Raw genomic sequence first — 22,363 nt, forward strand, 5'->3', positions numbered from 1 at the left:
AGCCTATGGAGCCCCGGATGTCCGATCTTTCTGCCTTCCCGATAACCCAGCGCTGGCCGGCCCAGCATCCCGACCGCATCCAGCTCTATTCGTTGCCGACGCCGAATGGCGTGAAGGTGTCGATCATGCTGGAGGAGACCGGGCTGCCCTATGAGCCGCATACGATCAATATCGGGCAGAACGAGACCTGGACTGCGGAATTCCTGTCCCTCAATCCGAATGGCAAGATCCCCGCGATCATCGATCCCAATGGCCCGGGCGGCAAGCCGATCGGCCTGTTCGAGTCAGGGGCGATCCTGATCTATCTCGCGGAGAAAGCAGGCAAGTTCCTGCCGTCCGATCTGGCGGAGCGCTACGAGACCATCCAGTGGGTGTTCTTCCAGATGGCTGCGGTCGGGCCGATGTTCGGTCAACTCGGATTCTTCCATAAGTTCGCCGGGCGCGAATACGAGGACAAGCGTCCGCGTGACCGCTACGCGGCCGAGAGCAAGCGTTTGCTCGGCGTGATCGAGACGCGTCTCGCCGGTCGCGACTGGATCATGGGYGATGMCTACACCATCGCCGACATCTCSCTGCTSGGSTGGGTSCGCAACCTCGTTGGATTCTATGGTGCGGGCGAACTCGTCGACTATTCCAGCCTGAAGCATGTGCCGGCCTGGCTGGAGCGTGGGCTCGCACGCCCTGCCGTTCAGCGCGGACTCGAGATCCCGAAACGGCCCTGAGGGCTTCGATGCAGCCGCAATCGCTGCGGCTTCATCCTGCTCTGATTCGTCAGATTTCCCTGAATCTTACGCCGGCTCCCTCATGTCGACTTGGAGCACTCGCCTGGTGATGTGGAGATGGGCGCGGACCAGGAAACGCTCAGCCAAGACGGAGAGCGCCAGCGGAGAAGCCACGGGAGCTCGCTCGATTATTGTCGACAGTATTTCATTATTTGGCGGCTGAAGCTTGCCTTCCAGTCGACTGCATGAAACATATGTCGACAATAATTCTCCGGCGGCGCTAGGCGACCAGCCGGATCGGCGTGAGGAAATGCCCGTCCATGGCTCGATTCAACAACAATGAACGCCCCGCTCCGGATGGCGTGCTCGTCGATATCGCCGATTACGTCCTGAACTATCGTGTCGACAGTTCGCTGGCATACGAGACCGCCCGCAACTGCCTGCTCGACACGCTCGGCTGCGGGCTCGAGGCCTTGGAATACCCTGCCTGCACCAAGCTGCTCGGCCCGGTCGTGCCGGGGACCGTGGTCCCGAACGGCGCGCGCGTGCCCGGCACGCCCTATCAGCTCGATCCGGTCCAGGCCGCGTTCAATATCGGCACGATGATCCGCTGGCTCGATTTCAATGATTGCTGGCTCGCGGCGGAATGGGGCCATCCGTCGGATAATCTCGGCGGCATCCTGGCTGTGGCCGACTGGCTGTCACGGACCGCGGTTGCCTCCGGACGGCCGCCGCTGACCATGCGCGACGTGCTGACCGCGATGATCAAGGCCCATGAGATCCAGGGCTGTCTCGCGCTGGAAAATGCGTTCAACAAGGTGGGGATCGACCATGTCATTCTGGTCAAGGTCGCTTCGACGGCAGTGGTCGCAGGGCTGCTCCGCCTGAACCGCGACGAGATCGTCAATGCGCTGTCGCTTGCCTTCGTCGATGGACAGGCCCTGCGAACTTATCGCCACGCACCGAATGCCGGCTCGCGCAAGAGCTGGGCGGCCGGTGATGCGACGAGCCGGGCAGTGAGGCTCGCCCTGATCGCCCGGACCGGCGAGATGGGCTATCCCTCGGTCCTGACGGCGAAGACCTGGGGCTTCTACGACGCCTCGTTCCGCGGCCAGGAATTCAAGTTCCAGCGGCCTTACGGCTCCTATGTCATGGAGCATGTGCTGTTCAAGATTTCCTATCCGGCCGAGTTTCATGCGCAGACGGCAGTCGAAGCGGCGATGACGCTGCAGGCTCATCTCCAAAAGATCGGGCGCAGCAGCGACGACATCGCTTCGATCCGCGTCCGCACGCACGAGGCCTGCATCCGGATCATCGACAAACGCGGGCCGCTGCATAACCCGGCCGACCGCGACCACACTCTCCAATACATGGTCGCCGTGCCGCTGATCTTCGGGCGTCTCACCGCAGGCGATTACGAAGACGATATTGCCGCCGATCCGCGCATCGACGCGCTCCGGGACAAGATCGAATGCGTCGAGGATCCTGCTTTCACCCGCGATTATCATGATCCGGAAAAGCGCTCGATCGCCAACGCGATGACCATCACGCTGAAGGACGGCACGGTGTTGCCCGAACTGGTGGTGGAATACCCGATCGGCCACAAGCGCCGCCGCTCCGACGGCATCCCGCTGCTCGAGGCCAAGTTCCGCACCAATCTCGCACGCCGCTTTGTCGAGAAACGCCAGCGCCAGATTCTCGATGTCTCGCTCGATCAGGCGCGGCTCGAAGCCATGCCGGTTCACGACTACGTCGACCTCTACGCGAACTGAGGCCCCATGCCCTATCTCGTTGCCTCCGATTGTCCTTCGCAGCCGGCCGGCGAGCGCTTTCGCGCGCTGGTCGGGCAGGGTGGCATCCTCCGGTTGCCGGGCAGCCATAACGGCATGGCGGCCCTGCAGGCGAAGGCCGCCGGTTTCGAGGCGCTCTATCTCTCGGGCGCGGCAATGACGGCTTCGATGGGGCTGCCCGATCTCGGCATCATCACCGTCGACGAGGTTGCCTTCTTCATCCGGCAGGTGGCGCGAGCCAGCGGTTTGCCGGTGCTGGTCGACGGCGACACCGGCTATGGCGAGGCCCTCAACGTCATGAACATGGTTCGCGCCTTCGAGGACGCGGGCGCGGGCGCGGTCCATATCGAAGACCAGTTACTGCCGAAGAAATGCGGCCATCTCAACGACAAGAAGCTCGCCGACGCCCATGACATGGCGGCAAAGGTCGCGGCTGCGGTGAAGGCCCGCCGGCATCTTTACGTCATCGCCCGCACCGATGCCGCGGCGAGCGAGGGCATGGAGGGCGCGGTCGCACGCGCAAAGCTCTATCTCGAGGCCGGTGCCGACGCGATTTTCCCGGAGGCGCTGACCACCGCCGAGATGTTCAGGGAGTTCGCGCGCCGTGTGCCGGGCGTGCCGCTGCTCGCCAACATGACCGAGTTCGGACGCACGCCGTTCTTCACCGCCTCCGAGTTCGAGGCGATGGGCTACCGCATGGTGATCTGGCCCGTCTCCTCGCTGCGGGTCGCCAACAAGGCGCAGGAGCGGCTCTACGCCGCGCTGGCTCGCGATGGCGGCACTCATGGCATGGTCGAGCAGATGCAGACCCGCGCCGAACTCTACGCGACCATCGGGCTCCATGACTACGAGGCGCTGGATGCCTCGATCGTGGCGACCATCACGCCGGAAGCCATGCCGCAGCACGAGCGGAGCGCCTGACGACCAGCATGCGAGCCGGCGCGGGGCCGGCGACCAAGTTCCGCGCGTCGCGCGGCAAGACACGACCAGCCAGACAAGGCGGCGGCAACCCACGGGAGGAAACGAGATGTTGAGGCGTCTGATGACGACTGGCGCGCTGGCGCTGGTCCTGAGCACGGGCATGGCCACTGCCGAGCCGGCCAAGGTGATGATCCCGGCCAATCCGGGTGGAGGCTGGGATGGTGCCGGCCGCCACACGATGGCAGCTTTCGCGCAGTCGAAGATCTTCACCGATGGCGCGTCCTTCACCAACAAGGGCGGCGCTGCCGGCACGATCGGGCTTGCCGAATTCGTCCGCACCTCAAAGGGCGACGACAACGCGCTCCTGGTGACGGGCGTCATCATGGTCGGCGGCGTCATCACCAATCAGACGCCTGTGTCCCTGAAGGACACCACTCCACTGCTGCGCCTGACCAATGAGTACAACGCGATCGCCGTCCCCGCGAATTCGCCGATCAAGACGCCTCAGGATTTCATCGCCGCGATGAAGGCTGATCCCGGCGCGCTCTCGGTCGGCGGCGGTTCGGCCGGTGGCGCGGACCATGTCATGCTGGCGCTGCTCGCCAAGCATGCCGGGGCTCCCGTTGCGAAGATCAATTTCGTATCCTTCTCGGGCGGAGAGATCCTGGCGGCTCTCGGTGGCGGCAAGATCAAGGCAGCGATTTCCGGCGCCTCGGAATTCCGTCAGTTTGCGGAGACCGGTCGTATCCGCATCATCGCGGTCTCGGGCCCGACGCGGGTCGACGGGCTCAATGCGCCGACGCTGAAGGAATCCGGCATTCCGGTCGAGATCGGCAACTGGCGTGGTTTCGTCGGCGCGCCGGGCATGAGCGAGGCAGCCAAGAAGACCTGGCTCGAGCGCTTCGCCAAGCTGCACCAGACCCCGGTCTGGAAGGAAACCCTGAAGACCCAGGGCTGGGAAGACGCCTATCTCCCGGGTGACCAGTTCGCTGCCTTCCTCAAGGCAGAGGATGCGAGCTGGTCGAGCGCGCTCAAGGAAGTCGGCATCCTGAAATGACGGCCTGCCGGACCGGCGCGTGACCGATGGTTGCGCGCCGGTCCCGACGCGTGTTCTCGAGGAGCCCGAACGATGTCGGTCAATCCAAGCAGACAGGATGCGCCCCGCAAGCCGCGGCCATGGTGGCTGGGGCTCTGCGTGCTCGCGATGGGGGCACTGTGGCTCAACGGTGCACGCGGCATTGCCTCGACCACGAACTATATCGGAGTCGGGCCGGCGGCCATCATCCTGGCGGTCGGAATCGGGCTGACCGTCCTTGGCGTGGTCCTGATCGCCCAGGCGAGACGTGGGGATCTCGTCGCGTCGCCAGACGGGGAGGAGGAGGCGCCCCCTTCGCGTTCGGCCTTCCTGCTCGCGCTGGCAGGGGTGAGCATCCCGCTCCTGACGATCCGCTGGCTCGGCTTCCCGTTGACCGCGATGCTTGCCTTCACCCTGGTGACCCATGCCTTCGGCTCGCGCCGGACCGGGCTCGACCTCGCGGTCGGAGCGACGCTCGGCAGCGTCGCGTGGTTCGGCTTCTCCCGCCTCGGCATCAGCCTTGGCCCCTTCCTGCCATTGCTTGGGTGAAGTCATGGAAATCCTGAGCCAGCTGATCGGCGGATTTGCCGTCGCGCTGCAGCCGATGAACCTGTTCTGGGCGCTGATCGGTTGCGCGCTCGGTACCGCCGTCGGCGTGCTTCCCGGGATCGGGCCGGCGCTGACCATCGCGCTGCTGATGCCGGTCACGACGCAGGTCGCGCCCGCCTCGGCCTTCATCATGTTCGCCGGCATCCTCTACGGCGCCCTCTATGGTGGTTCGACGACCTCGATCCTGCTCAACACGCCCGGCGAGAGTGGGGCGGTGATGACTGCGCTCGAAGGCAACCGCATGGCTCGCAATGGGCGCGGCGCAGCTGCGCTCGCGACGGCGGCGATCGGCTCCTTCGTCGCGGGTACGATCGGCACGCTGGCCTTGACCTTTCTTGCGCCGGCAATCGCGGAACTCGCCTTCGTCTTCGGGCCGGAGGACTATTTCGCCCTGATGGTCTTGTCCTTCACCTCGGTGGCCGTGGTGATGGGCCGGTCGATGGTGCGTGGCTTCACCGCTCTGTTCTTCGGCCTGGCGCTGGGCACGATCGGCATCGACACCCAGACCGGGCAGACACGCATGGTCTTCGGAACGCTCGAACTGCTCGATGGCGTCTCCTTCACCGTCGTGCTCGTGTCGCTTTTTGCGATCGGCGAGGCGCTCTATGTGGCTAGCCGCAGCGGCTCCGTGCCGGAGGCGATCAACCCGCTATCGGGCGGGAGCTGGATGACCCGGCAGGACTGGGCACGTTCCTGGAAACCGTGGCTGCGGGGCAGCGTCATCGGCTTTCCGATCGGCGCATTGCCGGCAGGCGGCACGGAGATCCCGACCTTCCTGTCCTATGCACTGGAGCGCCGCCTGAGCAAGCATCCGAAGGAGTTCGGACATGGTGCGATCGAGGGTGTCGCCGGCCCGGAAGCCGCCAATAATGCGGCCGCAGCCGGCATTCTCGTGCCGTTGCTGACGCTCGGCCTGCCTTCGACGGCGACGGCCGCGGTGCTGCTCGCCGCCTTCCAGAACTACGGGCTGCAGCCCGGACCGATGCTGTTTGCGACCAATCCCGATCTGCTCTGGGGCCTGATTGCGTCTCTCTATATCGGCAATCTGATCCTGCTCGTGCTCAACCTGCCGCTGGTCGGCATCTGGGTGCGCCTACTGCTGATCCCACGGCACTATATCTATGGCGGCATCGTCGTCTTCGCGCTGGTCGGCGTCTGGGGGCTGTCGACCTCCTGGATGGACCTGCTGCTGATGTGCGGCCTCGGACTCATCGGTTATGTGGCGCGGGTCTATGATTTCCCGATCGCGCCCGTGCTGATCGGTCTGATCCTCGGGCCGCAGGCCGAAATCCAGCTGCGGCGTGCGCTTGCGGTCAGCCAAGGTGACTGGGGCGTGCTGGTCAGCACGCCAATCGCCACGACGCTGCTCTCCATCGCGCTTCTCGTGCTGGTCGTACCGCCGATCCTGGTCCGGCTTCGGTCGCGGCCGAAGACCGAGCCCGCGATTTCCACCGGCTGAGCGCTAGTCGCTGGCTCCGGCGCGGCGCTTTGCCGGCCGGATCGCCTCGGCCGCGGACAGCGCCGCCTGCAGGGCAGTCCTGGCGGCGCGGATGTGTCGCCGCATCAGGATCTCGGCCAGCTCGCCGTCGCGATGGCTGATAGCTTCGGTGATGCGCACATGTTCGCGCCAGGCCTCGCGCCCACGCCCCCGAACGGTCGAATGCAGACGCCGGCACAGGCGCAGCCGCGGATAGAACTGCTCGCACAGCAATTCGGCGAGGATCGGATTGCCGCTGCCGTTGGCTATGCGCCGATGGAAATCCGCCTCGGGCTCGTCCTGCAGATAGGCGCCGAGCGGATTGCGCTCGATCTCGTCGCGATGGCCGGCCACGAGTTCTTCGAGTGCCCTGATCTCCGCATCGCTCATATTCTCGGCGGCGAGGCGGGCGGCCATACCCTCGGTGGCCTCGCGCACATCGAGCAGCGCGAGGAACTCCGCGGCGCTGGGCTCGGCGACGCGCACGCCTTGATTGGCGACATAGGTGACGAGCCCGCGCTCCTGGAGGCGGCGGATCGCTTCGCGCACAGGCGCCCGGCTGGCGCCGTAGCGCCGCGCGATGACGGGTTCGCTCAGCTTCTCGCCGGGCGCAAGTTCACCGGCGACGATGGCCTGTGAAAGCGCATCGTAAAGCCGGACGGTCAGGCCCGTCGTAATGACGCTGTCCTGGCTGTCGCTGTCTGACATGGTCGCTGGCGCTTTCCCGGAATCGGAACGATGGCAGCATAGCGCAAGGGGCCGGGATTTTCCTTGATGATCCGGCTCTTGACCACGCGCCTTCCGCGCATGGATTAGCCGAGGACCCGCCTGATCTTGGCGAGCGAGGTGGCTTCGTCCTCATGATAGTCGATCATGGTCTTGAACCGGCCTTGCGTGTCCATCAGGTAGACTGACGCGGTGTGGTCCATGGTGTAGCTGCTCTCGGTCGGGATGCGCTTGGCATAGGCCTTGTAAGCGCCGATCGCGGCATCGACCTGCTCGCGACTGCCGGAGAGGCCGACGATCCGGGGATCGAAGGACTGCAGGTAGAGCGCCATCTGCTCCGGTGTGTCGCGTTCCGGATCGACCGTGATGAACAGGATCTGCAGCTTGTCCGCGTCGGGGCCGAGCCTGGAAAGCCAGTTGGTCATATCGAGCAGCGTCGTCGGGCAGACCTCCGGGCAGTGGGTGAAGCCGAAGAACACCGCCATGGGCTTGCCGCGGAAATCGGCGTCGGTGACGGATTTTCCCCTGTGGTCGATCAGCGAGAAGGAGCCACCGACCTGAGGGACACCCTGGCCCGTCGCCAACTCCGTTGATGGGCGCCCTGGACCGTCAACCTGCCACCACCCCAACAGAATTGCGGCGCTGACGAAGGTGATGACGCCGACCAGGAGCCAGGCGCCATAGCGAATGAACTTGAGAGCTTGCATGCTTGATGTCGGGTCTGTGGGCGTTCGCCGGATTATCGCTTGGCAAGAGAGGCCGTGGTCTCGACCTCGGCGGCTTGGTCGCCGCCGTACGGGTCGGCCAGCGCAGCTTCCGGCCGGCTGATCTCGATCTTGCCGGCGACCATGGTCTGCATCCGTTCCGGCCCGAGTTTCTGCAGGAGGCTGCGAAAGCTCTTGTGCATGCCGCCATCGAGATAGGCGTAGCTCATCGCTGGGACGCCATGGCCGACCAGTTCGGCAAAGCGCTGCTCGTCGCGGGCCTGGCGCTGCGCCACGACCGCGGCGATGGTCGGCTCGACCTCATAGGCAGGGCAGGGCGCATCGGGGCTGAAGGGCCGAGATCCCGCGCCGGGATTGAAGACATAGCGGCGGCCACAGGCGGCGAGCGCCGGCGGCTGCCGTGTCGCCTCGAAATGGTCGGAGCCTTCCTTGAGATTGCGCCAGAAGGCGATGTTCGGGTTGCTGCGATGCCGGGCCATGTTCTGCGGCGTCATGCGGAAGGGCAGTGCCTGGACCTGGAAGCTGCGCTGTCCGCCTGCAAAGGCCTCGCGCGCCAGGCCGTAGATTTCGGTGACGCCCTCATCCGTCATCGCGTAGCAGCCGGCCGAGGTGCAGGCGCCATGCACCATCAGGGCCGAGCCGGTATAGCCCTGCGCCTGCTCGAGAGCGTTGGGGTAGCCGAGATTGAAGGACAGGTAGAACTGCGAACGCGGATTCATCAGGTCCGGGGTGACGGTGTAGAACCCTTCCGGAGCCTGCCGGTCGCCTTCGCGCTTCTTGGGGCCGAGCTGCCCTGACCAGCGGCACATCGGATAGGTCTTGAGCAACGCGTACTGGCCGCTGCGATCCCGCTTCCAGACTTCGAGTTCGCTTTCCTGCTTGAAGAGGCGCACCAGGATCGGGTCGGTCTGCGTCATGCCCTTGCCCGACATCTCGGCCACGAGACGGGCCGGCAGAGGCTGGAGATGGCGTGTGTCGCCTTCGCCGCTGACACAGCCGCTCAGCGCAACGGCACCGAGCGCCAATGCGAGGGCGAGACCGAGGAGCGGGCGAGGTTGACGTGCGGACATGCGGGGAAGCGTGGATGATCAAGGCTGACAGGAGGTGAAGAAGCGAGGTTAACGCTTTCCTACAGGCTGACCCCGGAGCAGGATCAAGCCCCGATCACGCTTACGTGCGCGGCTTCGGCGCCGGCTGAGCGCTCGGAAGGGCGGCGAGCAGCATCAGTCCGACCCCTGCCGAAATGGCGATATCGGCTCCGTTGAAGGTCGGCCAGTGCCAGCCCTGGTAATGCAGGTCGATGAAATCCGTGACGGCGCCCTGCCGCCAGCGATCGAGTGCATTGCCGAGTGCGCCTCCGGCCAGCAAATCCGGCCAGGCCTCGAGCGTGTCGCGGAAACAGCCCGAAGCTGACGCCGTAATTGAAGCCAAGGCGCAGATTCAGGAACGGGGCGATCTCGATCGGGCGTGGGGGCACCATGACGAAATCGAGGATCAGCCATTTCGTGACCTGATCGAGAGCGAAGGCCAGCGCTGCCCAAAGCAGGGCTCGTCCGAGATGACGATGCATCACGGCTGTCCGAGCGTGACGACGCGGATTCGTTTGAATGAGACCATCTCTGCCTCCGGCTGGTTATTTCAGAGGCAAGGCTTGTAGGACCTGGAGTGGCTGCAGGTTCAAGCGGATAATGTCGATCTGCCTGCTATCTCGCGATCAGGACATTCATGCAGGGCCTGAATCGGGTCGGCCCATCCGAGAAGAAGCGAGCCCGGCTCAGGATGCAACCTGAACCGGGCTCGCATGTACTCTCGAAGCTAGGCGCCGAAACGGCGCCTAACGGCTCTCCGCCCCCTCGACGAGGGGCGCCTTGCCGCGCTCGCGCCACATCCGCCAGGCCGGAGTCAGCAGGATGGCGGCGCTCAGCAGGGCGAGCGTCACGGCGATCGGGGTCGAGAGCAGCGCCGTCGTCTTGCCGCCGGAGATGGTCAAGGCGAGCCGGAGCTGGCTCTCGATCATCGGGCCGAGCAGCAGGCCGAGCACGATCGGGGCGCTCGGATAGTCCAGCCGCTCCAGCACATAGCCGATCAGCCCGACGCCGAGCAGCACCCAGAGGTCGAACAGCGAGTTGTTGACCGAATAGACGCCGACGGTGACGAAGAGCAGGATCACCGGCGCGAGCACGATGCGCGGCAGCCGCAGCACCTGGCCGAAGATCCGCGTTGCAGCCAGGCCGCCGACGATGGCGAGCAGGAACGACGTCACCAGGAATTGCAGCATGAAGCCGTAGACGATGTCCGGATGCTCGCGGAAGAGCTGCGGGCCGGGCCTGAGGCCGTGCACGAGCAGGCCGCCGAGGATGACGGCGGCGACGCCGGAGCCCGGAATGCCGAGCGCCAGCGCCGGGATCAGCGAGGCGGCGTTGTCGGCACCATTGCCGCATTCGGAGGCTGCGACGCCTTCCGGATTGCCATGGCCAAAGGTTTCCGGATTGCGGGCGACACGCTTGGCCTCGTTATAGGCGAGGAAGGACGACATGCTGCCGCCCGCGCCCGGCAGGATGCCGATGATGATGCCGATGATCGAGCTGCGGATCCAGACCGGCGTGAAGAAGCGCCATTGGCTGAGGGCCGAACCCTGGCGATGCAGCTTGAGCTTGTCGCCGCTCATGCCGGTCTTCACCGCCTCCTCGATGATCTGCAGCACGGGCGGCACCGCAAATAGCCCGGTGAGCAGCACGATGGCGCTGAAGCCGTCGAGCAGGTCGAGCTGGCCGAAGGTGAAACGTTCGGTGCCGTTCGAGATATCCTGGCCGACGGCGCCGATCAGCAGGCCGATGCCGCAGGCGATCAGCCCCTTTGGCAGATCGTCGCCGAGCAGCGACGAGACTGTCGCAAGACCAAGAATGCCGAGCCAGAAATACTCGATCGGCCCGAACATGAGGCTGAAGGAAACCAGCGGCGGCGAGAGCAGGATGAGCGAGATCGAGGACAGGACGCTGCCGATGACGCCGGACAGGAGCGCCACCTGAAGCGCGTAGGCTGCCTGACCCTTCTGGGTCATCTTGTAGCCGTCCAGTACGGTCGCAACCGAAGCCGGGGTGCCCGGCACCCGCATCAGGATGGCCGGAATGGCGCCGCCATAGGAACCGCCATTGTACATACCGGCCATCATGCCGAGTGCAAACATCGGATCGAGCCCGAAGGTGAGCGGGATCAGCACGGCAAGGCCGGTCACCACGGTCAGGCCCGGCAGGCAGCCGACGATCAGACCGGCGATCAGGCCGATGAACATCGCAAGGATGTTCATCGGGGCGAAGACAAGCGGAAGGGCGTGGAGGAGCGCGTCGATCATCTCAGCCGTCCCAGAAATGGGGAAAGGACATCCGGCGGGATCGGACGTTCAAGCGCATAGACGAAGATCGCCAGGATCGAGACCACGCAGACCACGGCGACGATGGCCGAGAGGCGCCAGCGCTGGAAACCGACGGCGGCTGGCAGCAGCACGCAGAGCGCGAGGCTCGGCAGGATGAAGCCGATGAGGCTGACCGCCGCGAAATAGGCGACAAGCGCCGCGATACCGACGGCGAGGCGAGGGGCGTGCTCGGCGAAACTGCCTTGCATCGGATTGCCCCGCTGCCGCCGGAGGAGTTCGCGCAGGGCGATCCAGCAGCCGATCACGGCCATGCCGATGCCGATCGCAACCGGATAGGCCGCGCTCTCGGCAGGATAGGTCGAGGCCGTGGCGATCACCGTGACGGAGGTCGCCACCAGAATGGTGGCGAATCCGATTTCTGCGAGGCTTCGCGACCGGCCCTGCGGGGCAGATGCCTCGGGCGTCACTTCCATGGGGTTGCCTTCCAGGTGGCCTCGAGATCGGTCGAGGCGCGGTCGAGGAAAGCTTTGAAGTCTGACGAGGCGAGATATTGCAGCGGAATCTCGGCCTTCTTGGCGGCATCGAGATATTCGGGGTCCTTCAGCGCCTGGTCGATCGCCTTTTCCAGCTTGGCGATGACATCGGCCGGGATGCCCTTCGGGGCCGCGATGCCGCGCGAGGCGCCGACGACGACGTCATAGCCGCCTTCGCGGAAAGTCGGTGCATCAGGCAAATACGACGAGCGCTCGGCGCTCATCACGCCGATGACCTTGATGGTGCCTTCGCGCGCGATCTGCAGGGCCTCGCTGAGATTCATCGTCGCGGCCGGGACATGGCCGCCGAGCACGGCCTGGCGCACCGGTGCCGTGCCGCCGAAGAAGGCGGGGGTGAATTTGGTATCGGCGAGGCGCTGGAAGTTCAGGAGCGCGATATGCTCCGAGGAGCCGCTGGCGCCTGAGGTGCCGATGACGACGGCGCCCGAGGCCTTCTTGGCTGCGTCGACCAGGTCCTTCAATGAGGAATAGGGGCTGTTCTTCGGAACGACCAGGACACCGGGATCGTAGACGAGATTGGCGACGGGCTGGAAGTCGCTCATCTTGAACTTCGACTTGCCCTCGACCACCAGCGCGTTGATCGCCGGCGCGTTGATGAAGCCGATCGTGTAGCCATCCGCCTTGCCCTGGGCGACCGAAGTCCAGCCGATCTCACCGCCGGCACCGGGCTTGTTGACGACGCCGATACGGGCGCCCGGACCGAGATATTTCTCCATGTAGCGGGCGATCGAGCGGGCGGCGACGTCTGTCCCGCCGCCTGGCGCGAAGGCAACGATCATCTCGATCGGTTTGTCCGGATAGTCGGCACGGGCCGGAGCGCCCGCTGCGGTGAAGAGGAGCGCGGTTCCTAGTGCGGCAACGATCGACAACGACTTCATGGTCGACTCCTTCAAGGGGCTGGGGCAGGCGTTGGAGAGGTGGTCAGCAATGCGCGTTCGACGAACCCGAGCCTGTCCTGGCCCCAGAACAGTTCCCCGTTCACGGCGTAGGTGGGAGTGCCGAAGATGCCGAGACGCTCGGCTTCAGCGAGATTGTCGTTCCAGGCCGCGATAATCGTCGGCTGCTGGGGATTGGCGACGAGCGGTACCGCGACTTCGCCAAGCGTTTCGCGGGCGATCGCCTTCAGCGTATCGAGATCGGCAATATCCTGGTCTTCCGCCCAGAGCGCGCGCTGGATGGCAAAGGAGAAGCTGCGCGCATCGAGGCCGGCGCGGTCGATGGTGATCACGGCCTGTGCCGCCAGTTCGATCGTCCGGCACGGGTAAAAGCGCGGCTTCAGGTTGAGTTTCATGCCGAGATGGCGGCGCCAGCGGTCGAGTTCGACCGCATGATAGGCCTGACGTGGATCGGGGCGGGTCCTGAGCGGAATGCCACCATTCGCTTCGATGATCCGGATCGGCCGTAGCCGGAGACGCGCGCCTGTGCGTTCGACGATGTCGTAGAGCCTGGGCGCGCCGAAATAGGCCCAGGGCGAGGAGATGCCGTAGAAGGCCTCGACCAGCGGGCGCTCACCTGCCGGCATGGCTGGCCTCCAGCTCGGTGTCCGCATCCTGCCATTCGTCGCCGAGCAGTTCGGGCGTGTCGTAGGCCATCAAGGCCCGGTAATGCGTCTCGCGATCGGCGACGAAGAGTGCGCGGGCGATGCCGCGGGCCAGCCGCTCGGCGCCGTCGCTGACCGCCGGAATGTCGCCCGAGAGCTTTCCGTGGCTCAGCATCGCGGGATAGTTGAAGCAGTGTATGCGCGAGAGGGCCGGGCAGGTGCCCGGCACTTTCTCCTGAAATTCGAAGGCGGGGCCGAGATCGGGCGCGTGCAGCAACTCGGCGCTGTCGCTCCCTGGCGGCGGCGTATAGCGATCCTTCCAGAAGCGGATGAAGGGCGCGACCGCTGAGAGTTCCGGCCGCTGCGCGGGATCGACCGAGAAGCCGGTCGCGAAGATCAGGAAGTCGAGATGATGCACGCCCTTCGACGTGGTCAGCACGATATGGCCATCCTGCTCCGCGAGATCGAGCAGCGGGCTGCCGAGATGGAAGCGGGAATTGGCATGGCGCGAGACCCGCAAGGTGCTGTCGCGCGGCGGCGGGGTCTGCGCCTTCAGCGCGTAGTCGAGGAAGCGCCATTTCCAGTCGTCCGGCAGCCCCGCGAAGCCATGCACCACGCCCTGGCTGCCGATGCCGGTGAACTTGTTGATCCGCGGCAGATCCTTGCGACGCACGATAAGATCGAGACTGGCAACGCCATGCTCCAGCGCGGTCGCCGCATTGTCCATGGCCGAGGCGCCGGCGCCGATCACGCCGACCCGCAGGCCTTTCAATGCCGCAAAGTCGATATCGTCCGCGCTATGGGCCCAGAATTTGCGGTCGATGCCATGTGCGATCGGTGGCACCCAGGGGCCGCCCAGCCCATCGCGTCCGGTGGCAAGCACCAGATGCCGCGTGAAGATGGTGCGTGTTCCCTCAGCATCCGAGATGTCGAGGGCCAGGATGTCGTCGGCCAGCGGCGTCACCGCGTCGAGCGAGGTCGCGTTCGCGATCGGGAGGCTCAGCACGCGCCGGTACCAGACGAGGTAGTCCATCCACAGGCCGCGCGGGATCTTGCCGAGGGCGTCCCACGTCGTGCGGCCGAACTGCGCCTCATACCAGGCGCGGAAGGTCAGTGCGGGCAGGCCGAGTGCGGGGCCGGTGAGCTGCTTGGGCGAACGCAGCGTTTCCATACGTGCATAGGTCACCCAGGGGCCTTCCTGGCCGGCGGGGGCGCGGTCGATAACGGTCACGTTGGAGAGGCCGAGCCCCTTGAGCGCGGCCGAGGCTGCCAAGCCGCACATGCCGGCTCCGATCACGACGACGTCGCGAACACGCTGGCCGTTGAACGCGCGCTGCGGCACCCAGTCCTTCGCCGGCCATTCCAGCCATTCAAGGTCCTGACGGAGGCGTTGCTCCAATGCGGGGAGGCCCATCGGGGCCGGCAATGCGGCATTCATGCCGTTCTTCCGATTGCTCTGGCTGCGACTGGGGCCGGGCCGAAGATATCGGCCAGGAGTCGGTCACGTGCCGTGGGAGGGTGTTTGACGAAGCCGGGCAGCGTCTCGCGGGCGAGGGCCTCCAGCGCGCCGACGAGACCTTCGACGAGGGGCGTCAACGGACGGCCATAGGGCGTGACCACGCCCCAGAAGAAGGAGATGGGCACGTCGAGCTTGCGGATCGCGACGCCCTCGAGCGGCATGCCATAGGCGATCACCGGTTCGAGGATCGCGATGCCGAGGCCGGCGCGCGCGGCCATCAGCGCCGTGTTGGAGGTATTGGCATCGAGGACCGAGGCCGGCCTGACGCCAACCTGCTCGAGGGCGACGTCGACACGTCTGCGCCAGCGGAATGGGTTGGCCATCGTGATCAGGCGCCGCCCCTCGATCGAGGCGAGCGGAATCGTGCCGGACGCGGCAAGAGGGTCGTCGGCGCGGATAGCGGCCACGCAAGGTGCTTCGCCGATCCAGTGGATTTCGAGGGCGGGGTGATCGACCGGCAGGCTGGTCACGCCGATCTCGGCGACATGGGTCGCGACCGACTGGACGACCTGCTCGGCCAGCGCCGCACGAATATGGACCTGTTCCGGCAAGGCATCCTGGCCGAGCCGCGCCAGGGCTGCGGGCAGCATGCCGGCGGCGAAGGAGGCGATCGCCGCGATCTCGAGCGAGCGCGGCTTGTCGGCGGCGATGGCCTCCGCACGCTCGCGCAGCTGCCGAAGCCAGGTGATGACGGGCTCGACTTCCTGGTGAAAGCGCAGTCCGCGCTCGGTGGGGGTGACGCGCGGGCCGCTGCGGTGAAGCACGCTGAAACCCAGCGTCTCCTCGAGCTCCTGGATCAGCCGGGTCAGGGCTGGCTGCGAGCGGCCGAGCAGCCGCGCCGCGCCGGTGATGCTCCCGGCGGATATGACGGCGGCGAACGCTTCAAGCTGGCGCAGATCCATTGGATGGTACCATTCCCATTTTGAATGCTAACTATGTCATGATGCGCGTCAAGCATGAAAGCGTGCATGAGAATGCGATCCCCAGCTTGAGTGAGCCGTAGGCTCCGTCCGGTGGATCTTCAGAAATGGATGCCGTCGAAGACCCGTTCCTGGGCATTGCGGATATGGGCCTGCATCGCCTCGCGCGCCCTGACGCCGTCGCCGTCGCGGATGGCCTCGAAGACGGCCGCATGCTCGCGCTGAACCATGGCGAGATGCTCGGCCGATTGCAGAACGGAGAAGCTGCGGGCGAGGTCGATGACGAAATCGACCTGAGACCTCACAGCGGCCAGAGCGGCCTCGAAATAGGGGTTCTGGGTTGCCCGTGCGATCGCTGCGTGAAAATCGCTGTCCTGCTGGACGCCGATCCGGCCCGTCTTGATCGCGAGGTGGATCGCGTCGAGTTCCTTCTGGATCGCGGCGATATCGGCCTCGCTGCGATGCAGCGCGGCCGCATAGGCAACCTCGCCTTCGAGTGCGATCCGGAACTGATAGACGCGTCTGACATTCGAGATCGTGCGAATGCCTTCGTCCTTGCTCAGGGGAGCGCGGGGCGGCGGCGCAGTCAGCTGCGGTTGCACTGCCGCGATGAAGCTGCCGGCGCCTTGCCGGGAATGGATCAGGCCGTCATCGCGCAGGCGCCGCAATGCCTCGCGCACCGTCGGCCGCGAGACGCCAAACTCCTGGCTCAGTTCGTTCTCCGAGGGCAGCTTTCCATCGGCGAAGACTTCGCCGCGCCGGAGGCGCTCAAGCATGTCTGCATAGAGTACGTCGCTCAGTTTCGGGCGGTGAGACACGGGCGCCTTCTGTTCCAGGTCATCACGAACTTGGCAAGTTCACTTGTAAACAGATTTACATACTTTGCTGCACCTGCAAAGCGACCTGGCTCTACGACTATCGAATCGCGCTATTTTTGAGCGTGCAGGGGCGCATAATCACGCAAGGCGTGCGTTGACAGACAAGTTTTCAACTCGCTACTTGTAAAGGGACCGGCGACCTTCGAGGCCCGGTGCGGGGAGATCGTTTCATGACCACGACGCGTCGTGCCATCCTCCAGGCCGGGCTTGCCCTGCCGTTCATGTCGATGCCGGGGCGCGCGCAGCGTGCGAGCGGTATCCTGCGCTACGGGCTTTCCGCCTTTCCGCCCAATCTTCAGCCCTGGGTCAGCACCGGGGCGTCGGCCGGCACGGTGAAGATGCTCACGCATCGCAGCCTCGTGTCCTATGACAGCAAGGGCGAGTTGCGAGGCGAGTTGGCCGAGTCCTGGTCGCGCGACAGCGATGGCGCCTGGGTCTTCAAGCTGCGGCAGGGCTGCGTCTTTCATAATGGCGAACCGGTCACGGCCGAGGACGTGAAGTGGTCGATCGAGCAGATCGCCGGCGAGAAGTCGACCGCCTATATGCGCACCCAGTTTCAGGGGATCGAGCGCATCGAGATTCCCGACCCGAAGACCATCCGGCTTGTCACCACGCTGCCGCAGGCGACGTTGCCGAGCTGGTTCGGCAACTACAACACTTTCGTGATCTGGCGGAAATCGGCGCCGAACGAGCCGGTCGGAGCAGGCCCCTTCAAACTGGCCGGACAGGAGCGCGGGACCTCGCTCGATCTCGTCGCCTTCGACAAGTTCTACAAGCCGGGTTTTCCGAAGGTGAAGGGCATCAAGTTCGTCGTCTATGCCGACGAGAACCTGCGCTTCGCCGCGCTGCAGTCCGGCGATGTCGACATGATCGAGTATGTGCCGTGGCAGTCGATGTCCGCGGTCGAGGCCGACTCCAGGCTGAAGCTCGATTCGGTCGAGGGGCCGTTCATGGACATCCTCTTCAACGGCACCAAGCCGCCCTTCAACGATCCCCGCGTGCGCCGGGCCATCGCCCATGCCGTGAAGCGCGACGATATCGTCAAGGCCGCCTTCTTCGGGCGCGGCAAGCCGCTCGAGGGCCTGCCGATCGTCGAAGGCACGCCCTGGTATGACAAGGAACTGGCGCATGGCTGGAATTATGATCCGGCCCGGGCAAAGGCGCTGCTCGCCGAGGCCGGGTTCGCCAACGGCTTCCAGTCGACGCTGCTCGCCACCTCGCAGTTCGGCATGCACAAGGATACGGCCGAGGTRGTGCAGCAGCATCTGGCCGCCGTCGGCATCCAGTGCGAGCTGCAGCTGCCGGATTGGTCGACCCGGGTGAGCCGCGGCACGCGCGGCCAGTACGACATGGCGATCCACGGCGTCTCGTCGGACAACAACGACCCTGATGGCCTTACCGTGGTCCTCGACACTTCGTTGTCGCCGACCCATGGCCGCTCTTTCAAGGTCGATGCTCCGCGCACGATTGCGGCACTCGCCAAGGGGCGTTCCGAGTTCGATCAGGCCAAGCGGGTCGAGATCTACAAGGAGATGCAGCGCGCGGCGCTCGAGGAGGTACCCCTGGTCGGCCTCGCCTGGCGCTCGCAAGGCTATGGCATGGACAAGAGCGTGATGGGCTTCACCAACCTGCCCGGCGCGCTCACCACCTCATCGGGCGCGACGCTCGAAGAGACCTATTTCGGATGAGCGTGACCTGGTTCGCGCGCCGCCTTGCGGTTTCGCTCGGCCTCGCCTGGGTCGTTGCAACGATCGTCTTTCTCGCCCTGCACATGGTGCCGGGCGACCCCGCCGAATTGCTGCTTTCGACGGGAGGGATCTCACCCGATCCAGCGGCTGTCGCGGAGTTGCGTGAAAAGCTTGGGCTCGAGCGGCCGCTGCTTGCGCAGTATGGCGCGTTCCTCGCCGGCCTCATGCAAGGCAATCTCGGGCATTCCCTGGTCGATGATTATCCGGTGCTGAGCGAGATCGCGCTGCGCCTGCCGCGCACGCTGGAGCTCATTCTTGCCGGCACCTTGATCGGTATCGCGGTCGGCGTGCCCTCCGGCGTCTATGCGGCCCTTCATCGGGGCGGGCGCTTCGATCGCATCGCTTCTGGCGTCACAGCGCTCCTGCTGGCCGTGCCGGTTTTCGTGGTGGGCACATTGCTCGTGCTGCTGATGGCGCAGACCCTGCGGCTGATGCCGGCCGGCGGGTTCGTGCCCTTCACACAGGACCCGGTCCAGCATCTCAAACTGCTTACGCTTCCGGCCATCGCAGTCGGCAAGGGGCTGGCCGCCATCCTGTTCCGGATGACGCGCGCCTCGATGCTGGATGCACTCGCCAATGACTATGTCCGCACCGCTCGCGCAAAGGGCCTCTCGCAGGCGCGCATCCTGGTCGTCCATGTGCTGCGCAATGCGCTCAACCCGGTGCTGACCGTACTCGGCCTGCAAATGGGAACCCTGCTGGGCGGCACCGTGCTCGTCGAATACGTCTTCAACTGGCCGGGCCTGTCGACGCCGCTGCTGCGGGCCGTCGAGGCGCGCGACTATCCGATGGTGGTCGGTATCATTCTTACCATCTCGGTTCTGTTCCTGTTGATCAACCTTGTGGTCGAGATTCTTCACGCGATCGTTGATCCGAGGGTGCAGGCGGGATGAAACGGCTCTGGCTTCCCGGCGCCTTTGTCGCGCTGATTATCTTCATCGCTCTCGCCGCTCCGTTTCTCGGCCTGCCGGATCCGGTCAGGCAGGACATTGCCCGGCGGCTCGCTGCGCCGAGCGCAGGCTCCTGGCTCGGCCGTGACGAATTCGGCCGCGATGTGCTGTCGCGCTTAATCTGGGGCGCGCGCACAAGTCTGGGCGTCGCCTTCGTCGCTGCCTTGGTTGCGGGAACAGTCGGCACCGCGATCGGCCTGATCGGGGGCTGGGGCAAGGGGCTTGGCGCGTTCCTGACGGTGCGCAGCGTCGAGATCATCATGTGCTTTCCGCCGGTGCTGCTCGCCCTGCTGGTCGTCACCTTGCTCGGGCCGGGCGCGGCGACGCTGGTCCTGGTCCTGTCGGTTCTCTATCTGCCGGGCTTCGCACGCGTGGCCTATGCCGAAGTGCTCGCGGTGCGGTCGCGCGAATATGTCGAGGCGGCGCGGGCGTTCGGCGCCACGCCCCGACGTATCCTGCTCCGCACCGTGCTTCCCAATATTGCCGGCCCGCTCCTGGTGCAGCTGTCCCTGACAGTGGCGGCCGCTGTCGTCATCGAAAGCGGCCTGTCGTTTCTCGGACTTGGCGTCGTTCCGCCGGCGCCCTCCTGGGGACTGATGATCAGGGGCGCGCGCGCTACGATGGAGCAGGCGCCGCTGCTGCTGCTCTGGCCCTGCGCGGCGCTGACGCTGACCATCCTCGCCATCAACCTGCTCTGCGATGCCCTGCGCGACGCGGTCGATCCCCGAACCGCCGACCGCTGAGAGGCAGAGCCTTCCCATGACGATCCTCACCGCGAACTCCCTCGCATATCCAGGATGAAGCCAATGGCCACCAAGACTACTCCCCTCGTTCACATGGGCACGATCACCGGCGGAGAGGCACGGGAGATCCTCGAAGAGAACCCCGTCATCCTGCTGCCGATGGGCAGCCATGAGGATCAGGGCCCGCACGCACCGATGGGCGACTATCTTCTCGCCGAGAAGATCGCCGAGCTCGCGGCCATCCGCGCCTCGGAGCGCGGCGTGCGCACGCTGGTTGCTCCCGTCCTGCCCTTCGGCGGCGCCGACTGGTTCGGTCCGATGGTCGGTGGCATTGCCATTTCGCAATCGACCTTGACGGCGGTGATCGCCGAGATGGTGGATTCACTGCATCGCAATGGCCTGACGCGCATCATCGTGATCAACGGCCATGGCGGCAATGTCGGCCCGATCTCCGACGTGGCGCGCGAGCTTTACCAGCGCGAGCAGATCGTCCTGCCGAGCCTTTATCTCTGGCGCATCGCCTACGGGCTGCTGCCGGGCATTCTCGGCGCGGAGAAGGCGGCTGCGGTCGCTGGACATGGTGCCGATCCGCTGACCAGCCTCGGGCTGCACCTGTTCCCGGAGCTGATGCGCAAGGACCTGATCCCGGCTGGCCAGCCGCTGAAGCGCGATCCCGTGCTCGACCTGCAGTTCACCGGGCTTGGCACGGCGAGCTTCGAGGGCGCCGAGGTGGCGATGCCCAATGAGTATGACGAGGTCTACAATCTTGGCGTCGCCAAGGGGGATCCGAAGCTGTGCTCGGCTGAAACGGGGGCTGCGCTCTCCGAGAAGCTCACCGAGATCTGCGCCCGTTTCGTGGCCCATTTCGCCAGCAAGGTCGACGGCTGAGCCTGCCCCGCTGATATCCCTACGGCGGCGCATGGGTCTCCAGCGCCGCCGCGCCATGACAAGCCGGTGGGCGCTGGCTACGACATTGCGGCTGCCTCGCATGCGGCCATGACAAGAGGGGAAGCTTCCATGCCGACACGTCGTCTTGTTCTTCAGACCGGGCTTGCGACCATCGCCGCTCCGGCTCTCGTCAGGGCCCAGGGGCTCAGCGGCTCGATCACGCTGATGTCCTATTCCGGGATCTTCCAGGACAACTACGTGAAGGCGGTGGTCGAGCCGTTCCAGCAGGCCTTTCCCGGCGTGAAGGTGAACTATGTGCCGGGCGGCACCTCGGCCCAGATGGTCGGCAGCGTCCGAGCCCAGAAGGCTGATCCGCAGGTCGATGTGGCAATCATGGATGTCACCACCTCCAGCATCGGCAATATCGAGGGACTGTTCGAGAAGCTGACGCCCTCCGAAGTTCCGTCGCTGAACGAACTCCATCCGGAGGCCCGCGCGGCCGGAGGCGATTACGGCCCGGCCGTGACCTTCGACCATCTCGTGCTCGTCTATGACACGCAGAATCTGAAGCCGCCGATCGAGAAGCTCGCCGATCTCTGGCGGCCGGACCTCAAGGGGCAGGTCGCGCTTGCGGCGCCGCCGAACATCCAGGGGCTCGCGCTCACCGCAATGGTCGAGAAGATGGAGGGCGGCGACTACCGCAAGTCGATCGATGCGGCGATCAAGAAGCTGCGCGCTCTCGCCCCTTCGGTGAATACGTTCGAGCCCAATCCCGATGGCTATTCGCTGATCCTGAACGGAGTGGTGAAAGTCGCGACCGGCTGGAACGCCCGTGCGCAGCTCTATGGCGACCAGACCGGCGGCAAGATCGCCGCGTTGCTGCCGCCTGAAGGATCGGTCTTCCAGATCAACACCATCAACCTCACTGCCGGCTCGAAGAACAGGGCCGCCGCGGTTGCCTTCGTCAATTTTGCGCTGGCGCAAGCTGCGCAGAAGGCTTTCACCGAGCGGATGTTCTATGCGCCGACAAACGCCAAGGCAGCGATCGACGCCAAGGCGCTGGCGCGCACCGCTGCCGCCCCGGAAAGCCGGGGCCGGATGATCGGCGTCGACTGGAACGAGGTTCTGAAGATGCGCGACCAGTGGAACAATCGCTGGCGGCGCGAAGTCATCGCTGCGGCAGGTCGCTGAGCCGGGATCGCAGC

Annotated in this window: 22 protein-coding genes and 1 pseudogene; 11 read left to right on the forward strand and 12 right to left on the reverse strand. The window is 65.4% G+C overall.

Features of this window, described 5'->3' with window-relative positions; all coding sequences use genetic code 11:
• Window positions 1-17 precede the first annotated feature (17 nt).
• The 6 genes from AC1DW9_RS11455 to AC1DW9_RS11480 all read left to right on the forward strand — a co-directional run bounded on the left by AC1DW9_RS11455 (window position 18) and on the right by AC1DW9_RS11480 (window position 6,576).
• A complete protein-coding gene (locus AC1DW9_RS11455; protein WP_476855092.1) occupies window positions 18-722 on the forward strand; it encodes a glutathione S-transferase N-terminal domain-containing protein in 705 nt (234 codons plus the stop codon).
• A 320-nt stretch (window positions 723-1,042) separates the two neighbouring features.
• Window positions 1,043-2,494: a bifunctional 2-methylcitrate dehydratase/aconitate hydratase gene (locus tag AC1DW9_RS11460; protein WP_441505875.1), complete on the forward strand. Its 1,452-nt coding sequence runs from the start codon at window positions 1,043-1,045 to the stop codon at window positions 2,492-2,494.
• 6 nt (window positions 2,495-2,500) lie between these two features.
• On the forward strand, window positions 2,501-3,433 hold the full coding sequence (prpB, locus tag AC1DW9_RS11465; protein ID WP_441505874.1) for a methylisocitrate lyase: 933 nt from the start codon (window positions 2,501-2,503) through the stop codon (window positions 3,431-3,433).
• A gap of 106 nt (window positions 3,434-3,539) precedes the next feature.
• The gene (locus AC1DW9_RS11470) at window positions 3,540-4,490 is read left to right on the forward strand and encodes a Bug family tripartite tricarboxylate transporter substrate binding protein (RefSeq protein ID WP_441505873.1); all 951 of its coding nucleotides are present in this window, start codon (window positions 3,540-3,542) and stop codon (window positions 4,488-4,490) included.
• Between the two features lie 72 nt (window positions 4,491-4,562).
• Entirely contained in the window at window positions 4,563-5,057 is a 495-nt protein-coding gene (locus AC1DW9_RS11475) for a tripartite tricarboxylate transporter TctB family protein (protein ID WP_441505872.1), read from the forward strand.
• Window positions 5,058-5,061: 4 nt separating this feature from the next.
• Complete coding sequence (locus tag AC1DW9_RS11480) at window positions 5,062-6,576, forward strand: tripartite tricarboxylate transporter permease (protein WP_441505871.1); 1,515 nt, start codon at window positions 5,062-5,064, stop codon at window positions 6,574-6,576.
• A gap of 3 nt (window positions 6,577-6,579) precedes the next feature.
• On the opposite strand, the gene AC1DW9_RS11485 is transcribed toward AC1DW9_RS11480, so the two are convergent.
• The 12 genes and pseudogenes from AC1DW9_RS11485 to AC1DW9_RS11540 all read right to left on the reverse strand — a co-directional run bounded on the left by AC1DW9_RS11485 (window position 6,580) and on the right by AC1DW9_RS11540 (window position 16,769).
• The gene (locus AC1DW9_RS11485) at window positions 6,580-7,302 is read right to left on the reverse strand and encodes a GntR family transcriptional regulator (protein ID WP_441505870.1); all 723 of its coding nucleotides are present in this window, start codon (window positions 7,300-7,302) and stop codon (window positions 6,580-6,582) included.
• Window positions 7,303-7,406: 104 nt separating this feature from the next.
• A complete protein-coding gene (locus AC1DW9_RS11490) occupies window positions 7,407-8,027 on the reverse strand; it encodes an SCO family protein (protein ID WP_441505869.1) in 621 nt (206 codons plus the stop codon).
• Between the two features lie 32 nt (window positions 8,028-8,059).
• Window positions 8,060-9,115 (reverse strand): L,D-transpeptidase family protein, encoded by a 1,056-nt coding sequence (locus AC1DW9_RS11495; RefSeq protein ID WP_441505868.1) that lies wholly within the window; start codon window positions 9,113-9,115, stop codon window positions 8,060-8,062.
• A 100-nt stretch (window positions 9,116-9,215) separates the two neighbouring features.
• The gene (locus tag AC1DW9_RS11500; protein WP_441505867.1) at window positions 9,216-9,476 is read right to left on the reverse strand and encodes a signal peptidase II; all 261 of its coding nucleotides are present in this window, start codon (window positions 9,474-9,476) and stop codon (window positions 9,216-9,218) included.
• A 19-nt stretch (window positions 9,477-9,495) separates the two neighbouring features.
• A pseudogene (locus tag AC1DW9_RS11505) lies at window positions 9,496-9,615 on the reverse strand (hypothetical protein); the annotation flags it as partial.
• A 264-nt stretch (window positions 9,616-9,879) separates the two neighbouring features.
• On the reverse strand, window positions 9,880-11,397 hold the full coding sequence (locus AC1DW9_RS11510; RefSeq protein ID WP_441505866.1) for a tripartite tricarboxylate transporter permease: 1,518 nt from the start codon (window positions 11,395-11,397) through the stop codon (window positions 9,880-9,882).
• A complete protein-coding gene (locus AC1DW9_RS11515; protein ID WP_441505865.1) occupies window positions 11,394-11,891 on the reverse strand; it encodes a tripartite tricarboxylate transporter TctB family protein in 498 nt (165 codons plus the stop codon). Before AC1DW9_RS11515 ends, AC1DW9_RS11510 begins: the two co-directional genes overlap by 4 nt.
• Complete coding sequence (locus AC1DW9_RS11520) at window positions 11,882-12,850, reverse strand: tripartite tricarboxylate transporter substrate binding protein (protein WP_441489837.1); 969 nt, start codon at window positions 12,848-12,850, stop codon at window positions 11,882-11,884. The genes AC1DW9_RS11515 and AC1DW9_RS11520 overlap by 10 nt, the downstream gene beginning before the upstream one ends.
• 11 nt (window positions 12,851-12,861) lie before the next feature.
• Window positions 12,862-13,494 carry a 2-hydroxychromene-2-carboxylate isomerase gene (locus tag AC1DW9_RS11525; RefSeq protein ID WP_441489838.1) on the reverse strand — a complete coding sequence of 211 codons (633 nt, stop codon included), beginning with the start codon at window positions 13,492-13,494 and terminating at the stop codon, window positions 12,862-12,864.
• The gene (locus tag AC1DW9_RS11530) at window positions 13,481-14,950 is read right to left on the reverse strand and encodes an NAD(P)-binding domain-containing protein (protein WP_441505864.1); all 1,470 of its coding nucleotides are present in this window, start codon (window positions 14,948-14,950) and stop codon (window positions 13,481-13,483) included. The genes AC1DW9_RS11525 and AC1DW9_RS11530 overlap by 14 nt, the downstream gene beginning before the upstream one ends.
• Window positions 14,947-15,933 (reverse strand): LysR family transcriptional regulator, encoded by a 987-nt coding sequence (locus tag AC1DW9_RS11535; protein ID WP_441505863.1) that lies wholly within the window; start codon window positions 15,931-15,933, stop codon window positions 14,947-14,949. The genes AC1DW9_RS11530 and AC1DW9_RS11535 overlap by 4 nt, the downstream gene beginning before the upstream one ends.
• Window positions 15,934-16,052: 119 nt before the next feature.
• Window positions 16,053-16,769, reverse strand: coding sequence for a FadR/GntR family transcriptional regulator (locus tag AC1DW9_RS11540; RefSeq protein WP_441505862.1), 717 nt, complete (start codon window positions 16,767-16,769; stop codon window positions 16,053-16,055).
• A 230-nt stretch (window positions 16,770-16,999) separates the two neighbouring features.
• Here AC1DW9_RS11540 and AC1DW9_RS11545 point away from each other — a divergent pair, with 230 nt between their 5' ends.
• The 5 genes from AC1DW9_RS11545 to AC1DW9_RS11565 all read left to right on the forward strand — a co-directional run bounded on the left by AC1DW9_RS11545 (window position 17,000) and on the right by AC1DW9_RS11565 (window position 22,349).
• On the forward strand, window positions 17,000-18,517 hold the full coding sequence (locus AC1DW9_RS11545; RefSeq protein WP_441505861.1) for an ABC transporter substrate-binding protein: 1,518 nt from the start codon (window positions 17,000-17,002) through the stop codon (window positions 18,515-18,517).
• The gene (locus AC1DW9_RS11550) at window positions 18,514-19,470 is read left to right on the forward strand and encodes an ABC transporter permease (protein ID WP_441489843.1); all 957 of its coding nucleotides are present in this window, start codon (window positions 18,514-18,516) and stop codon (window positions 19,468-19,470) included. Before AC1DW9_RS11545 ends, AC1DW9_RS11550 begins: the two co-directional genes overlap by 4 nt.
• Window positions 19,467-20,270, forward strand: coding sequence for an ABC transporter permease (locus tag AC1DW9_RS11555; RefSeq protein ID WP_441505860.1), 804 nt, complete (start codon window positions 19,467-19,469; stop codon window positions 20,268-20,270). The genes AC1DW9_RS11550 and AC1DW9_RS11555 overlap by 4 nt, the downstream gene beginning before the upstream one ends.
• A gap of 63 nt (window positions 20,271-20,333) precedes the next feature.
• Entirely contained in the window at window positions 20,334-21,158 is an 825-nt protein-coding gene (locus AC1DW9_RS11560; RefSeq protein WP_113515915.1) for a creatininase family protein, read from the forward strand.
• 129 nt (window positions 21,159-21,287) lie between these two features.
• A complete protein-coding gene (locus AC1DW9_RS11565; RefSeq protein WP_441505859.1) occupies window positions 21,288-22,349 on the forward strand; it encodes an extracellular solute-binding protein in 1,062 nt (353 codons plus the stop codon).
• The last annotated feature ends 14 nt before the right edge of the window (window positions 22,350-22,363 follow it).

The organism is Allobosea sp. P4_E12 (assembly GCF_056401655.1).

Coding starts and splice junctions, on each gene's coding strand:
- AC1DW9_RS11525 (WP_441489838.1), bottom strand. CDS start 13,494: ATGCCGGCAGGTGAGCGCCCGCTGGTCGAGGCCTTCTACGGCATCTCC.
- AC1DW9_RS11520 (WP_441489837.1), bottom strand. CDS start 12,850: ATGAAGTCGTTGTCGATCGTTGCCGCACTAGGAACCGCGCTCCTCTTC.
- AC1DW9_RS11475 (WP_441505872.1), top strand. CDS start 4,563: ATGTCGGTCAATCCAAGCAGACAGGATGCGCCCCGCAAGCCGCGGCCA.
- AC1DW9_RS11535 (WP_441505863.1), bottom strand. CDS start 15,933: ATGGATCTGCGCCAGCTTGAAGCGTTCGCCGCCGTCATATCCGCCGGG.
- AC1DW9_RS11495 (WP_441505868.1), bottom strand. CDS start 9,115: ATGTCCGCACGTCAACCTCGCCCGCTCCTCGGTCTCGCCCTCGCATTG.
- AC1DW9_RS11555 (WP_441505860.1), top strand. CDS start 19,467: ATGAAACGGCTCTGGCTTCCCGGCGCCTTTGTCGCGCTGATTATCTTC.
- AC1DW9_RS11560 (WP_113515915.1), top strand. CDS start 20,334: ATGGCCACCAAGACTACTCCCCTCGTTCACATGGGCACGATCACCGGC.
- AC1DW9_RS11530 (WP_441505864.1), bottom strand. CDS start 14,950: ATGAATGCCGCATTGCCGGCCCCGATGGGCCTCCCCGCATTGGAGCAA.
- AC1DW9_RS11460 (WP_441505875.1), top strand. CDS start 1,043: ATGGCTCGATTCAACAACAATGAACGCCCCGCTCCGGATGGCGTGCTC.
- AC1DW9_RS11485 (WP_441505870.1), bottom strand. CDS start 7,302: ATGTCAGACAGCGACAGCCAGGACAGCGTCATTACGACGGGCCTGACC.
- AC1DW9_RS11470 (WP_441505873.1), top strand. CDS start 3,540: ATGTTGAGGCGTCTGATGACGACTGGCGCGCTGGCGCTGGTCCTGAGC.
- prpB (WP_441505874.1), top strand. CDS start 2,501: ATGCCCTATCTCGTTGCCTCCGATTGTCCTTCGCAGCCGGCCGGCGAG.
- AC1DW9_RS11490 (WP_441505869.1), bottom strand. CDS start 8,027: ATGCAAGCTCTCAAGTTCATTCGCTATGGCGCCTGGCTCCTGGTCGGC.
- AC1DW9_RS11515 (WP_441505865.1), bottom strand. CDS start 11,891: ATGGAAGTGACGCCCGAGGCATCTGCCCCGCAGGGCCGGTCGCGAAGC.
- AC1DW9_RS11510 (WP_441505866.1), bottom strand. CDS start 11,397: ATGATCGACGCGCTCCTCCACGCCCTTCCGCTTGTCTTCGCCCCGATG.
- AC1DW9_RS11550 (WP_441489843.1), top strand. CDS start 18,514: ATGAGCGTGACCTGGTTCGCGCGCCGCCTTGCGGTTTCGCTCGGCCTC.
- AC1DW9_RS11480 (WP_441505871.1), top strand. CDS start 5,062: ATGGAAATCCTGAGCCAGCTGATCGGCGGATTTGCCGTCGCGCTGCAG.
- AC1DW9_RS11565 (WP_441505859.1), top strand. CDS start 21,288: ATGCCGACACGTCGTCTTGTTCTTCAGACCGGGCTTGCGACCATCGCC.